This is a genomic window from Rania fehmarnensis, from assembly GCF_056494185.1.
Map to the genome: position 1 here is coordinate 7,822,104 of NZ_CM151398.1, position 14,281 is coordinate 7,836,384.

The 14,281-nt window shown below is 56.2% G+C and carries 11 protein-coding genes; 7 read left to right on the plus strand and 4 right to left on the minus strand.

Translation table 11 applies throughout. The annotated features are described in order from the left end of the window. Positions 1-3: 3 nt before the first annotated feature. The 6 genes from SH573x_RS26680 (at position 4) to SH573x_RS26705 (ending at position 6,890) form a co-directional block, all read left to right on the plus strand. Complete coding sequence (locus SH573x_RS26680; RefSeq protein ID WP_479351104.1) at positions 4-405, plus strand: hypothetical protein; 402 nt, start codon at positions 4-6, stop codon at positions 403-405. After that, positions 405-1,352 (plus strand): NifU family protein, encoded by a 948-nt coding sequence (locus SH573x_RS26685; RefSeq protein ID WP_479351105.1) that lies wholly within the window; start codon positions 405-407, stop codon positions 1,350-1,352. Before SH573x_RS26680 ends, SH573x_RS26685 begins: the two co-directional genes overlap by 1 nt. After that, a complete protein-coding gene (locus SH573x_RS26690; protein WP_479351106.1) occupies positions 1,349-2,731 on the plus strand; it encodes an NHL repeat-containing protein in 1,383 nt (460 codons plus the stop codon). The genes SH573x_RS26685 and SH573x_RS26690 overlap by 4 nt, the downstream gene beginning before the upstream one ends. A 3-nt stretch (positions 2,732-2,734) precedes the next feature. Beyond that, complete coding sequence (locus SH573x_RS26695; RefSeq protein WP_479351107.1) at positions 2,735-3,001, plus strand: HypC/HybG/HupF family hydrogenase formation chaperone; 267 nt, start codon at positions 2,735-2,737, stop codon at positions 2,999-3,001. After that, positions 2,998-4,101: a hydrogenase formation protein HypD gene (gene hypD, locus SH573x_RS26700; RefSeq protein ID WP_479351108.1), complete on the plus strand. Its 1,104-nt coding sequence runs from the start codon at positions 2,998-3,000 to the stop codon at positions 4,099-4,101. Before SH573x_RS26695 ends, hypD begins: the two co-directional genes overlap by 4 nt. A 188-nt stretch (positions 4,102-4,289) precedes the next feature. Then, positions 4,290-6,890 (plus strand): U32 family peptidase, encoded by a 2,601-nt coding sequence (locus SH573x_RS26705; protein WP_479351109.1) that lies wholly within the window; start codon positions 4,290-4,292, stop codon positions 6,888-6,890. A 117-nt stretch (positions 6,891-7,007) separates the two neighbouring features. Here the strand turns inward: SH573x_RS26705 and SH573x_RS26710 are convergent, their stop codons facing one another. The 4 genes from SH573x_RS26710 to SH573x_RS26725 all read right to left on the minus strand — a co-directional run bounded on the left by SH573x_RS26710 (position 7,008) and on the right by SH573x_RS26725 (position 12,794). Then, positions 7,008-8,261 (minus strand): dihydrolipoamide acetyltransferase family protein, encoded by a 1,254-nt coding sequence (locus tag SH573x_RS26710; RefSeq protein WP_479351110.1) that lies wholly within the window; start codon positions 8,259-8,261, stop codon positions 7,008-7,010. A 69-nt stretch (positions 8,262-8,330) separates the two neighbouring features. Further along, on the minus strand, positions 8,331-10,373 hold the full coding sequence (locus SH573x_RS26715; RefSeq protein ID WP_479351111.1) for an alpha-ketoacid dehydrogenase subunit alpha/beta: 2,043 nt from the start codon (positions 10,371-10,373) through the stop codon (positions 8,331-8,333). Positions 10,374-10,509: 136 nt separating this feature from the next. Then, on the minus strand, positions 10,510-11,799 hold the full coding sequence (locus SH573x_RS26720) for an MFS transporter (RefSeq protein ID WP_479351112.1): 1,290 nt from the start codon (positions 11,797-11,799) through the stop codon (positions 10,510-10,512). Further along, complete coding sequence (locus SH573x_RS26725; protein ID WP_479351113.1) at positions 11,796-12,794, minus strand: C-terminal binding protein; 999 nt, start codon at positions 12,792-12,794, stop codon at positions 11,796-11,798. Before SH573x_RS26725 ends, SH573x_RS26720 begins: the two co-directional genes overlap by 4 nt. A gap of 171 nt (positions 12,795-12,965) precedes the next feature. On the opposite strand from SH573x_RS26725, the gene SH573x_RS26730 reads away from it, so the two are divergent. Next, a complete protein-coding gene (locus SH573x_RS26730) occupies positions 12,966-13,748 on the plus strand; it encodes an SDR family NAD(P)-dependent oxidoreductase (protein ID WP_479351114.1) in 783 nt (260 codons plus the stop codon). Positions 13,749-14,281: the final 533 nt, after the last annotated feature.

Consider the following 14,281-nt stretch of genomic DNA (forward strand, 5'->3'; position numbering starts at 1 on the left):
CGCATGGATAACTATCAACGTCAACAATTTGACTTCTTCCTGCAAACCGCTGTCGAGCGATTCGTCGAACGTATTGAGCTCCGCTGTCGCGGCCCGGAACGAGCCCTGGAACAACTGCAGTCCAACCCAGCCAGCGAGCTGGTGTGGCTGGATGGTTTCATCGAGGCAGTCATGAGCGAGTTCTTACTCGACAACATCGACGGGGCCTGCTTTATTCTTCGCGCTTTGGGACGCAAACAACTAACGATCGATCAACTAACGGGCGCAACCAACGGTAGCCACACAGTCGAAACGCTGCTGGTCGCTTTGGCTAGGCAATTGCTACGCGACTTACTGGTCCAGAAAACGATCGAAGCCCTCCAACAACATGCCAGTTATCAACCGGTCCAGTGGGGAGAAGCATAATGTCGATTACGCCTCAGTCACACAATTCTCACAACTCACACACCGACGACGGCTCTTCAACACTCGATCAAGCTGATTCGCTGGAGGCCGTTGCCCACAAGGTTGACCAGGCAGTTGCCGAAGTGCAGACCCTGCCGGCTGAGCAGCGAGCCAAAGCCATGACCTTGAAAGCCGCCATCGAAGAGTTTCATAAGATCGGTCTGACGCAAATCGTCAAACGACTGAAGGCGGACCCGCGCGGCAAGGAGCTGTTATTCGACCTGGTCGATGAACCCGCCGTCTATGCGCTGCTGGCCATGCACTCCCTGATCCGCGCCGATTTGCGCACCCAAGCCAGTCGTGTCTTAGAGATGGTGCGACCTTATATGAAATCGCACGGCGGTGATTGCATTCTCGAAGATGTGCGCGACAAGATTGTGTATGTGCGTTTGATCGGCAACTGCCAGGGTTGCTCGATGTCAACCATCACGCTGCGCAATACAGTCGAAGAGTCGCTCAAGCAACACTTGCCGGAGATCTTAGGCGTTCAAGTAGTCGATGACTCACCATCTGCTCAATCTGCGCTGGTTTCGATCAGTCCGCAACTCGGCTCGCCCCATGTATCTACCACGCCCACCAGTCCCGATAGCGATCATGGCTGGGTGGCCGGGCCACTGGTGGACGAAGTCGATCCTGCCCGGCCATTCGAGTTCAGCGCAGACAAAGACCAGATCTTGATCGTGCCTACCGATGATGGATTGAAAGCCTATCGCAATTCATGCGCTCACCAAGGGCTGCCGCTGGATGGTGGCCTGCTCGATCGCAGCGGTGATACTTTGACTTGCCCCTGGCATGGTTTTCAGTTTTGCGCCAGTACAGGTGAATGTATGTCGGCACCGCAGTGCCAATTAGAAGCTTTTCCTCTGCGCGTGATCGATGGTCGCATTTGGGTGCGGCCCGAATCATGAATCCAATCCATTCAACTTATGAAGATGTTAACTGTCCCACAGTTCGCATTTCGAAGCCATCGGCTGAACCAAGCGGCCCGCACGCTCAACCGGCTTTGGCATGTCGACCTGATGTATGGTTAGGTGCGCCCGCCACTTTTGGCCTGGCCTTGCCCGATGCGGCGCCAACGGCAGCCACGCTGTATGGCCCACGCGGCGTGTGGCTGGATGACCAGCGATTGATTGTCTGCGATTCAGGCAACCATCGCGTCATGATCTGGACCGGTGGTCCACAGAGTGATCATACACCGGCCGATGTTGTTTTGGGACAAGACGACTGGGTCAGCGAAGGCCCGCGTGAAGCTGGATTGCACCTGCCCACAGGTGTCATCGTGGCCGGCGGCAAGCTACTAGTAGCCGATGCCTGGCATCATCGGATCCTGGTGTGGAACAAAGTGCCTGTCAAAAGTGGCACGCCACCCGATTACGCTCTGGGTCAACCGGATCTGAATTCAATCGCAGCTAATCGCGGCGGAACTCCATCGCTGGCAACGCTGAATTGGCCATACGGCCTGACCGCCATTGGTGATCAACTGTGGGTGGCTGATACCGGCAATCGCCGTGTGCTGGTATGGAACCATCTACCTGAACATGATTGCCCAGCGGATTTTGTGCTGGGCCAGTCAAGTCCCTCGGATCGCGATGAGAACCGCGGTGGAGCCGTGACCGGCAACTCGTTTCGTTGGGCACACGACATAGCCGGCAACGGTCGCTACGTGTGGGTAGCCGACGCAGGCAACCATCGTGTATTAGGTTGGCATATGCCAGTTACCCAGGACCGACCTGCCGATTGGGTATTGGGTCAAGCCGATATGCAGTCCTCCAAAGAGTGGCCCTATGCCAATCAATCTGCAACCGGCCTGCGTTTCCCCTACGCCGTTGATGTATGCGAAGATGTGCTCGCAGTAGCCGATACCGCCAACAACCGCGTGTTGCTGTACATGTGTGACTGTGGCTGTGGCATAGGCTGGAAGCCTGTGTCCTGTGGCATAGGCTTCCAGCCTGTGTCAATCTCCACCGCTTCCACCGCAAAGGCAGACACTTGCTCTCACAGGCTAGAAGCCTATGCCACAGCTCACAGGCTGGAAGCCTATGCCACAGTTCACAGGCTGGAAGCCTGTGCTACCACCAGTGCGCTAGATGTTATTGGTCAGATCGATTTCGCAGCGGCCGGTGAGAATCGTTGGCAGAGCGTGCGGCATGACACATTGTGTTGGCCCTATGGGCTTTCCTTTCGTGGTGGCCGCATGGCGATTGCCGATTCGGGCAATAACCGTGTTATGATTTGGGATTGTCGCGCGCTCTTTGGTGACTTGATTCATAATAAAAGTAGAGGATGAACCATGTGCCTGGCAGTTCCTGGACGCGTTGAGAGCATCTACGAAGAGCGTGGCACGCGCATGGGCCGGGTCAACTTTGGAGGTGTTGTCAAAGATGTATGCCTGGCGTATTTGCCAGATTTGAATGTCGGCGATTACACCATCGTGCACGTTGGGTTTGCTCTCAGCAAGATTGACGAAGCCACCGCGGAGCAGACGCTCAAGACCTTCGCCGAATTGGGACTCTTGGAAGAGCAGTTGGAAGAATTGCGAGCGACCGATGTATCATGAAACACTTGACCGAGTATCGCGACGCCACCACCGCTGAACGGCTGATCGAACAGATTCGCAACATCACCACGCGCCGCTGGGCGATTATGGAAATTTGCGGCGGCCAAACGCATTCGATTATGCGCAATGGGCTCGATCAGCTGATGCCACCTGAAATCGAGATGATCCATGGCCCGGGTTGTCCGGTGTGTGTTACGCCTGTGGCTGTGATCGATCAGGCACTCAGTATCGCCGCTCGACCGAATGTCATCTTCTGTTCCTTTGGTGATATGCTGCGCGTGCCGGGTTCGTGCGACGACCTGTTACAAGTCAAAGGAGCTGGTGGTGATGTACGCGTCGTTTATTCGCCACTGGATGCGTTGAAACTTGCACGCGACAATCCGACTCGCGAAGTTGTTTTCTTGGCCATCGGCTTCGAGACAACGGCCCCAGCCAATGCCATGGCCGTTCACCTTGCCAGGCAACAAGGTATCACCAACTTTTCGATGTTGGTTTCGCATGTGCTGGTACCACCAGCCATCGCCGCCATCATGGAGAGTCCCGGCAATCGAGTGCAAGCGTGTTTGGCGGCCGGGCATGTCTGCTGCGTTACTGGCTACCATGAGTATCCGCCGCTGTGCGCACGTTACCAGATCCCGATTGTCGTCACCGGTTTTGAACCGCTCGATTTGCTCGAAGGAATTCGTCGAACCGTATTGCAACTAGAGCGTGGCCAGCATCACGTCGAAAATGCGTATGCACGTGTGGTCAGTGCTGAAGGCAATACAGCTGCGCAGTCAGTGATGCAAGAAGTCTTTGAAGTCTGCGATCGCACGTGGCGCGGCATCGGTAACATTCCTGGAAGCGGCCTGACCTTGCGCAGCGAGTATCGCTCATGGGATGCAGCTTACAAGTTTGAAACTACCTCGATCTGTACCCGCGAGTCATCGCTTTGCCGAGCAGGCGAAGTGCTAATCGGCCAACTCAAACCGAATCAATGTGCCGCTTTCGGTAAAGAGTGCACCCCGCGCCACCCACTGGGTGCCACCATGGTCTCCAGCGAAGGCGCCTGTGCCGCCTATTTCAACTACCAAATTGACCGACCGCGCCAATCCTCGTAGCGGAATGCGTCAAGCATTTCGTTCTTCCTCGTAGCGGAGTGCGTCAAGCATTTCGTTTTCGCGTTGGACGCTTCTACGACGAAAGCCTTGACGGCTTCCGCTACGGGGGACATTGAGGACACGAAAGCCTTGACGGCTTCCGCTACGGCGGCTTCCGTAATGGCCCCCCCGCACTTATAACTGATTGGATGAAATCCACTGCTGCTACCGCTACGGCTCGAGTACCTGAAAACGTTGAATTGCTGGCCCCGGCTGGCGACTGGGATTGTGCGCGGGCGGCGGTCGAAAATGGAGCCGACGCTATCTATTTTGGGCTCGATGTCGGCTTTAATGCCCGGGCTCGAGCTACCAATTTCCATATGGACCAACTGCCCAAGCTGATGCAAATGCTGCATCGCCAGGCGGTCCGCGGCTATGTCACGCTCAATACGCTGGTCTTTACCGACGAGTTACCGCGGCTGGAAGAACATGTGCGGCAACTGATTGAGGCCGGCATCGATGCGGTGCTGGTACAAGATTTGGGTGTAGCCAACCTGCTGCGCGAGCTCTGCCCCGAACTGGAAGTGCACGCCAGTACGCAGATGACCGTCACCTCAGCCGCGGCCGTGCGCATGGCGGCTCAGTTGGGCGTCCGACGCGTTGTGCTAGCCCGAGAACTGTCAATAAAGGAGATTCGCCAGATTGCGGCGGAATCGGTACTGCCGCTCGAAGCTTTTGTGCACGGTGCGCTGTGTGTGGCCTATAGCGGCCAATGCTTGACCAGTGAATCATTTGGAGGCCGCAGCGCCAATCGAGGTCAGTGTGCTCAAGCCTGTCGCTTGCCATACGAGCTGATCTGCGATGATCAACCGCGCGAACTGGGCGATATGAAATACTTGCTCAGTCCTCAAGACCTGGCGGCGTACGATTATGTACCAGAGATGATCGCAGCTGGTATCTCGAGCCTGAAGATCGAAGGGCGACTAAAAACGCCTGAATACGTGGCCAACATCTGCCAGCACTATCGAGTAGCTATCGATTCTGCCCTGGCCGGACAACCCCAACGCATGACGCGTGATGAACAAGTAGAAATGGAGCTCAGCTTCTCGCGCGGATTTTCGCCTGGTTGGTTGGAAGGTTGCGATCACAAACGCCTGGTACCCGGACTATCCAGTGCCAAACGTGGTGTCTTGCTCGGTCCCATAACCGAAGTGCGCGGAGACGTACTGCGCATCGATTCCGCTATCCCACTATCGATTGGCGATGGGATCGTACTGGAAGGTGATCGCTTTGCAGGCAAGGAAATTGGCGGTCGCATCTACGAACTGGCAGTGGATGGATTCAAAGTAGACACTAGTTCCGTCGGCGCCGTCGACGTGTATCTGCAACGCGGCACCTTGAACGCCACAGAAAGTTCGGCATTGATCGGCAAACTAGTTTGGAAGACCGATGATCCACGACTAGGCAAACGTTTGCGAGCCAGCTTCGAAGCAGCGGATGCCCATAAACGCGTGCCTATCGATATTGAGATGACGATCGACGTCGGCCAACCACTCCAACTACAGGCCAGGTGTTCAGACGGCATCACCGTAGTCGTCAATTCCACGCACACCCCAGCTGTAGCCCTCAAGCACCCCTTATCAATCGAAAAATTGCGCGAGCAGTTGGAACGCTTGGGTGGTTCGGTTTATCAACTGAACGAATTAAGAGCCACGATTCATGGCCAGCCGATGGTTCCGCTGAGCGTTTTAGGGGCGATGCGTAAGCAATTGATCGACCAGCTCGATGCGGCTCGTACACTTATCGCACCACGCACCTGCGCCGAACCTGTAGTCGTTAATCGACTGCTGGACGAAGTCATAGAATTGGAAGCAGCCGCCGAAGAGGATGCCCAGCTAACATCGACGATGACTCCTGCGGAGCAAACCACGTCGGAACAAACTTCATCGGAACAGCTGGTCGTATTATGCCGTTCGCTGGTCCAGCTCCAGCAAGCGTTGGCCTGTGGCATCACATCGGTCATCGCTGACTTCCATGATCTCAGGCAATACGCCGAAGCCGTACGCCTGGCCGACTCGCATCAGGCCGAGTTGATGGTGGCTACGCTGCGGATCCACAAGCCCGGTGAAGATGGGCTCTTTCGCATGTTGCAAAAGAGTGGTGCCTCCATGTGGCTAGTCCGCAGTCTGGCAGCCGTGGAGTACGCGCGCCAGGCGAACATCCCGTTTGTGGCTGACTTTTCGCTCAACGTAGCCAATCCACTTACCGCACGGCAGATCATGGACTGGGGAGCTCGACGTTTCACGTTATCGTACGATCTGAATCGTGCACAGTTGATCCAGCTGGCGGGATTTGTGCCTAGCGACTGGATGGAAGTGGTCATTCATCAACATATGCCCATGTTCCACATGGAGCATTGCGTCTTCTGCAGTACGCTCTCGCCTGGACGCAACAAGAGCGACTGCGGTCGTCCTTGTGATCGGCACGATGTAAAGTTGAAGGATCGCGTCGGTATGGAGCACGTATTGCACGCCGACATCGGTTGCCGCAATACGCTCTACAACGCGCAAGCCCAGAGCGGGGCCGAGATTGTGCCCGATCTGAAAGCGCTGGGACTGAAGTATTACCGCATTGAATTGCTGCGCGATACCTCTTTGGAGCAGACTGAAAAGTTGATCAGTCTTTATCGCGAACTGCTGGCCGGCCAGCGCTCCGGTGGCGAAGTCTGGCGAACGCTGCGCGCCGACAATCGCGTGGGCGTCACGCGTGGAACGCTGGATGGACCCAAAAATCCACTGGCCATTCTGTAGCGTCACCGTAGCCACCGTCACCGTAGCCACCGTCGCCAGACGGTGGAAGCATCACCACACGATCATCCACCGCCTGGCGGCGATGGCTACAAGTCGCCGTCGCCAGACGGTGGACGCCTAAGCTTCCAGCAGCTGACGCAATGTTTGCAGGAATCGCGCAGCGGGAGCCCCATCGACAATTCGATGATCGAAGGTCAACGACAAGGTCATCCGCCAGCCGACTCCTAAAGTACCGTCAGCCAAGACCACCGGTTCGCGATTGATGGCTCCCAAACCCAGAATGGCGCACTGGGGATAGTTGATGATAGGTGTAAAGGCATCGATGCCAAAGCTACCCAGATTGGTCACCGTAAACACTCCACCAACCAGATCTTGGCTCTGCAAGCGGCGATCCAGTGCCGCAGTGATCAATTGCCGCGAACGAGCTGCCAATTCAGCCAACGATAACTGATCGACACTTCGCACAACCGGCACGGCCAAACCATAATCCGTGTCGACTGCAAATCCAATATCGAGACTCTCAGCCGCTATAACCTGGTCGTCTTGCCAGCGCGATGCCAGGTGCGGATGCATGGCCAGGGCGCGAGCACAATGCTTGATCACGATATCGGTGTAAGACGGTACCGCTGCGGTAGATGTTTCGGCTTTTAACTGCGAACGCGTGGCCACCAGACTAGCGGCGTCGATGGTCGCGACTAAAGTCACGGGCGCCGTGTGTTGTTGACTGGCCAGCATCCGCTGGGCAATCGTGCGGCGGAACGGTGCAATTGATTGACCGGTAGCTGGAGTACCAATCGGTACAGGCGATGCGTCGACCAGGGCAGCGCGGACATCCTTTTCTGCGATGCGCCCGCTGGTACCGCTGGGTGTTAAGCTAGACAGATCCACGTTGTGCTCAGCGGCCAGTCGCCGAGCGCGCGGGCTAGCCATGACGGCTCGGGCTGCGAACTGGCCTGTCGCGGGAGTTGATACCTGTGGTTGTGGAGTTAGTTGTGGAGGAGCACTTGCCAGCGGGGCAGCGGGCTGCGAATTCAACGGCTGCGACGTTGGCGGCTGTGAAACCGCGGGCTGCGATGTTGCTGGACTGGTATCGCTGTGACTTGCAGAAGCTGGACCGGTGGAGATCAAGTAGCCCAGGAGTGCGCCCACTGGCAATGTCTGTCCGGATTGCGGAGGATCATCAGCCAGTTTCAAGGTGCCGCTGTCGATGGCTTCAACATCCTGAGTCGCTTTGTCGTTCTCCAGCGCAAACAGGGGCTCACCGGCGCGCACGAGGTCACCAGGCGACTTCAGCCAGCCCACGAATGTACCTTCCTCCATCGACCATCCTAAACGCGGCAAGCGGATTTCAATCAACGTCGTCTCGGTCATGAACTCGTATAATTTATATATAAAGTAAATTAGTTGATATATAATGCAAAGTAGCTGATACGTAAGCTATCACTCGCGAACCAATTGGCGAATGGCGTCTGCGATGGCGTCCGTAGAAGGCACGACGGCTGATTCCAGTGTGGGGCTGTACGGCGTGGGTGTATGCACACCGGTCAGTCGCCGGATGGGAGCGTCCAGTTCATCGAATGCATTTTCGGCGATGGCAGCGGCAATCTCGCCGGCTACACCGCAGGGGGCGAAAGCTTCGTCGATTATCAATAGTCGTCCCGTCTTGGCGACGGACTGAATGATCGTCTGAATATCCAGGGGAGCCACCGTGCGTGGGTCGACCACTTCGACGGAAACGCCTTCTTTCGCCAATCGCTCGGCCGCCGCGAGACTCTTGTGTACCATCAGGGCCAAAGCCACGACCGTCACATCGCGACCGCTGCGAGCAATAGCGGCCTGTCCAAACTCGATCGCGTAGTCGCCTTCAGGCACCTGGCATTTGGTGGCTAGCAGTTCACGATGTTCCAAGAACAGCACCGGATCTTGGCAGGTCAGCGCTGTCTGCAGCAAGCCTTTGGCATCGGCGGCGTTGGACGGCACGACCACCCGCAGGCCCGGTATGTTGGCATACATGCTGTAGTAGCTGCCCGAATGATGCGTGGCCGCGGAGTGTCCTATCCCGATACAACCGCGCAGCAAGATAGGCATACTAATTCGCCCGCTGCTCATATATTGGATCTTGGCGATCTGATTGATGATCTCGCCTACGGCATCCAACACAAAGTCAGCAAACATAAAATCGACGACCGGTCGTGTGCCCGTCATCGCGGCTCCACCTGCCAGGCCAACAAATCCGCGTTCACAGATCGGCGTGTCTCGTAGACGTTCGGGGCCGTAGAGCGCGTAGAGTCCCGTGGTGGTGGCAAAGTTGCCACCGCGTTTGCCAATGCCTTCACCCAACACAAAGATATGCGGATTGCGTGCCATCTCCGTCGTGAGAACTTCCAGCGTGGCTTTCATATAAGTCAATTCGCGTGTGGTTGCTGAACTCTGCGGCGGCGCAGCCTTGGGGCTGGTGTTCGCGTCTTTCTTGAGACCGTGTGCGCTTTCGAAGTATACGTGCGTTGTGGCAGACTCAGCTGGCGGATACGGGCTGGCGGCCGCACGATTGTGGGCGACCTCGGTCAGCTCAGCAATTTCCCGCTCGATGGCTTCCAGTTCAGAACTAGCGGCTACGGTAGCTGCAAGGATGTGTTGCTTGAATCGCTGAATCGGACAGCGCAGCTTCCACTGATCAACGTCTTGTCGCGTGCGATAGGTAAAGTCGCCCATACCTTCTGCATGTGGTCGCGTGCGGTAGGTCTTGCATTCCAGTAGCGTACTGCCTTCACCGCTTCTGGCTCGCGCGACCGCCTCCTGCGCTGCCTGGCTGATGGCCAGCACATCGTTGCCATCCAGTTCGACTGACGGCAGGCCATAGGCTTGTCCGCGTGCGGCCACGCTGGGGTTGCCCGCGGCTTCGGCAAAGGGCACTTCGGTGGCAAACTGATTATTCTCGCAGACAAACAGGACCGGCAGCTTCCAAATGCTGGCCATGTTCAGGCCCTCATGAAAGGCACCATTGTTAACGGCACCATCGCCAAAGAAGGCTACGGCGACCTGGCCCGAGTTCTTGATGCGTGAACTATAGCCAGCCCCGGCCGCTTGCAGTATGCACGGGCCCACAATTCCGCTGGTACCCATCAATCCAATTTCAGGCGCAAACAAGTGCATGCTGCCGCCACGCCCGCGCGAGCAACCGCCTTCGCGACCATATAGCTCGGCCATGAGCGCCTCGGGTGCCAGGCCTTTGGCCAACGCATGGCCGTGTCCACGATGTGTGCTGAAGATCGTATCGTCGGCCCTTAGGTGAGCGCACACACCGGTAGCGATCGCTTCTTGACCCACATACGTGTGACAGGCCCCATGAATGAGACCTTGCTGGTGCGCTTTGGCCAATCGCTCTTCGACACTGCGTATGATCAGCATCGTGCGATAGAGTTGTAACAACTGAGCTTTGTCAGGCATGATAGACACGGTTGCAGGCGCTGTCGCGAGTGACATGAGTGGACCGAGGTTAGGGAACAAAAAAATAAACTACTGGAGTACACAGGCTGGAAGCCTATGCCACACCACGGAGTTCACAGGCTGGAAGCCTATGACACATTACGGGGCACACAGGCTGGAAGCCTATGCCACATTAGGATTGGAATTTGGGGACTTTGACAAAGGCGATCAGCGTTGCTCCTACGATGAAACAAATGCCCAGAAAGATCAAGCAGTTACGATCGCCAAAGCCATTATGTTGTAGCCAGCCGGTTGCATGGTTGCCCACATAACCAGCGAAGTTCGCGCTCATATTGATCACGCCAATGGCCACCGCTGCGGCGGAAGCGGACAGAGTGATTGTCGGCAACGTCCAAAAGGGAGTTTGCCAAAAGTGTGCAGTCAGCGCTGTCAAACACAGCCATACCATGATCATGCCGAAAGACTGACCCGGTAGCGTGCTCAATATCAAAAATATACCTGTCCCGATTTGGCCAGCCATACAATGAAATTTGCGATCGCCAGTTCGATCCGATGATTGGCCAGAAACGAAGACACTTAGCAGTCCAAAACTATAGAACAGGCAGCTGTAAAATAAGGCTTGACGATCCGAGCCGCCAGACAGCGACTTGATCATGCTCGGCAGCCATATCGTTAGCGCATAACCACCAGTGTTGGTAGCGAAGATGCCTAGAGCCAAAAACCAAACATTCGGTAGTCTCAATACTTGAGCGATCGAGAGATGATTGGACAGTTGCTCGTTACGCTCTCTCTCGAGCGTGGTTTCCAATAACTCTTTCTCTTCAGTGCTCAGCCAGTCCACGTCGCGGGGGCGGTCGGGCAACATGAACCAGGTTACGATACCTAACAGCACGGCCGGCATGCCTTCGATGATGAATAGCCATTGCCAGCCTTCCAGTCCCAACCACTTTACATCTAACAGCAGCGCCGAGACGGGCGCGCCCAGTGCCAGGCTGAATGGTACGGCCAGGATCAACCCCGACAACGCCCGGGCTCGAGCCTTACGGGTAAACCAATGCGTGAAATAAACAATGATGCCGGGAAAGAAACCAGCTTCTGCTACGCCCAGTGCAAACCGCGCGACATAGAACTGAGTTTCGGTTTGGACGAAGGCTGTGCCCGCGGAAATCAGACCCCAGGTAACCAAAATGCGAGTAAACCACTTGCGCGCACTCCAGTGTTCCACCAGCAATGCCCCGGGTATTTCCAGCAGCAAGTAGCCGATGAAGAAGATCCCGATGCCGAAACCAAAAACCTCTTCAGAGAAGTTTAAATCCTCGCGCATACGCAGCTTGGCAAAGGCGACGTTGGCTCGATCGAGATACGAAACGATATACAGCAAGACGATCAGCGGCAGCAGTCGCATGGCCGCTTGGCGTTGAATGGAACCCAGTTGGATGTCCGCGTTGGAGGCAGAGCTCATGACAAGCGCCTGGCAGCGGAGACACCGTTAACGATACTCGGCAGTGGTTCGCCTTGGATGGCCATGACCGCCAGGCGAGCGGCCGTCTGACGCAGCGTCATTACTGCCGAGGGACTGGCCGATGCGATATGCGCGGCCAGGATCACGTTGGGCATCGCTCTCAATGGACTCTCTTCCGGAATCGGTTCGGGATCAAACACATCCAGCGCCGCTGCCGACAATTGTTTCGACTCCAGTGCAGCCACCAGCGCTGCGCTTTCGACCAGGTCACCGCGGCTGACATTGATCAGAATGGCTCCCGGCTTCATGGCGGCAAGCGACTGGGTATTGATCATGCGCCGTGTGGTTGGCAGTGAAGGACAGTGCAGCGTCAGCACATCACACTGCGGCAAAAGAGATGCGATCGAGGTAACGAGTTCTGCACCGCAGGCTCGCACATCTTCCGGTTGGGCCAGCGGATCGAGCACCAGCACGCGGGCTTTGAAAGCGATCAGTCGTCGCACCACTTCCCGGCCGATGCGGCCGAAACCCACCACACCGATCGTCAGATACTTGAGCGCTTGCATATTGCCTAGCGGCGTGGCCATGCCCCACTTTCCGCCACGCACATGCAGCGTATTGCTGACCACTTGCCGCGTAGTGGCTAACAAGAACGCCAGCGTATGATCGGCAACTTCATCAACGCAGTAATCGGGAATGTTGCATACTGGAATATCAGCCTGTTTGGCCGCTTCCACATCGACGTTGTCGACGCCAATGCCGTAGCGCACGATGGCTGAAGCTCGCTGCATGGCTTGAACAACCTGGCTATTCAATTTGGCAAACTGAGTAATCACCGCGTCGGCATCCGCGCAAAGCGCGACCAGCTCTTGTTCACTCTGGCAGCGATTGGCTACCATGCGCACGCCAGCGGCGTTGATAATGGATTCTTCGACCGACAGATCTGGAAATGTCCAATCGGTAATGGCTACCGTCGGGACGCGAGGCGAATTCATGAGGAGAGCTTTTCGCGGGTTGTGGGGTTAAGGTGGGAGTGGTGACAAGATAGCAAGTCGCCGACGTACTTGCTACAGTTTGGTGAAATATTGAACCCGTGTAGCCCTGGAAAGGCTCCCGCTTTTCCCCGGTGCCGATGATCAATCCTCTTACGATGTGGGCGGCGTTTCATGCAAGTTGATTTGAGTGGGCAGGTGGCTCTAGTTACCGGTGCCGCAGGTGGCATCGGCCAGGCGATTGCGGACAAGCTGGCTGACAATGGTGCAGTCGTCGTTTACACCGACGTCAATGGTCAGGGTGCGCAAGCCGCGGCGGCTCGCCAAGAAAGATCTCTGGGCATGAAAATGGATGTGACCAACGAGTCAGAGGTCGAGGCGGTTATCGATGCGGTGCTCAAGCAGTGCGGCCAGTTGGATATCCTGATCAATAATGCCGGAGTCAATACGATGGCTCATCGCGTGACCATCGATCAATTTCCTACCGACGAATGGCTACGAATTCTGAATGTGGATCTCAACGGATTGTTTTATGTCAGCCGGGCGGCGACGCGTGTGATGCTGACCAAGCATTCCGGTCGAGTCGTCAACATTGCTTCGGTAATGGGACTGGTGCCAGCTCGACTGCAATGTGCCTTTGTGGCAGCCAAAGCTGGTGTCGTGAATTTAACCAAGGCGATGGCTATTGAACTCGGTTCGCAAGGCGTGCTAGTCAATTGCATCGCCCCCGGTTCGATCTTGACCGAAGGCACTAAGCAATTGTTTTACAGCGAGCAAGGCAAGTTCAGCGAGCGCGTCCAAGCCATGTTGTCTCACATCCCACTCGGTCGACCCGGCACCTGCGAAGAAATCGCGCATGCCACTTTGTTCTTGGTCGCACCTGCCAGTTCGTATATCAACGGCGCGATCCTGACCGTCGACGGCGGTTGGCTAGCCGGCTACTCACGCGACTTTTGATTGTGGCATAGGCATAAACAAGCACGCTCAATCGTTTAACCCGTAGCCGAAGGCTAGGCAATCGCAGCGATTGTCCTCGCGTGGTTAAGACATTGTGTTGAGCACGCAGACGTTCAGGTAAACGCACAGATTGATTAGAGGGTGCACCTCGCCTGGCGGCTACGGGTTAATCGAGGACACCTCGCTCGGCGGCAAATCGTTTAACCCGTAGCCGAAGGCTAGGCAATCGCAGCGATTGTCCTCGCGTGGTTAAGACATTGTGTTGAGCACGCAGACGTTCAGGTAAACGCACAGATTGGTTAGAGGGTGCACCTCGCCTGGCGGCTACGGGTTAAACGAGGACACCTCGCTCGGCGACAAATCGTTTAACCCGTAGCCGAAGGCTAGGCAATCGCAGCGATTGTCCTCGCGTGGTTAAGACATTGTGTTGAGCACGCAGACGTTCAGGTAAACGCAGGGATGGGTTAGAGGGTGCACCTCGCCTGGCGGCTACGGGTTAAACGAGGACACCTCGCTCGGCGGCTTATCGTTTA

Bases quoted from the DNA above. Each gene is read 5' to 3' on its own strand.
- SH573x_RS26680 (WP_479351104.1), top strand. From the start codon at position 4: ATGGATAACTATCAACGTCAACAATTTGACTTCTTCCTGCAAACCGCT.
- SH573x_RS26685 (WP_479351105.1), top strand. From the start codon at position 405: ATGTCGATTACGCCTCAGTCACACAATTCTCACAACTCACACACCGAC.
- SH573x_RS26690 (WP_479351106.1), top strand. From the start codon at position 1,349: ATGAATCCAATCCATTCAACTTATGAAGATGTTAACTGTCCCACAGTT.
- SH573x_RS26695 (WP_479351107.1), top strand. From the start codon at position 2,735: ATGTGCCTGGCAGTTCCTGGACGCGTTGAGAGCATCTACGAAGAGCGT.
- hypD (WP_479351108.1), top strand. From the start codon at position 2,998: ATGAAACACTTGACCGAGTATCGCGACGCCACCACCGCTGAACGGCTG.
- SH573x_RS26705 (WP_479351109.1), top strand. From the start codon at position 4,290: ATGAAATCCACTGCTGCTACCGCTACGGCTCGAGTACCTGAAAACGTT.
- SH573x_RS26710 (WP_479351110.1), bottom strand. From the start codon at position 8,261: ATGACCGAGACGACGTTGATTGAAATCCGCTTGCCGCGTTTAGGATGG.
- SH573x_RS26715 (WP_479351111.1), bottom strand. From the start codon at position 10,373: ATGTCACTCGCGACAGCGCCTGCAACCGTGTCTATCATGCCTGACAAA.
- SH573x_RS26720 (WP_479351112.1), bottom strand. From the start codon at position 11,799: ATGAGCTCTGCCTCCAACGCGGACATCCAACTGGGTTCCATTCAACGC.
- SH573x_RS26725 (WP_479351113.1), bottom strand. From the start codon at position 12,794: ATGAATTCGCCTCGCGTCCCGACGGTAGCCATTACCGATTGGACATTT.
- SH573x_RS26730 (WP_479351114.1), top strand. From the start codon at position 12,966: ATGCAAGTTGATTTGAGTGGGCAGGTGGCTCTAGTTACCGGTGCCGCA.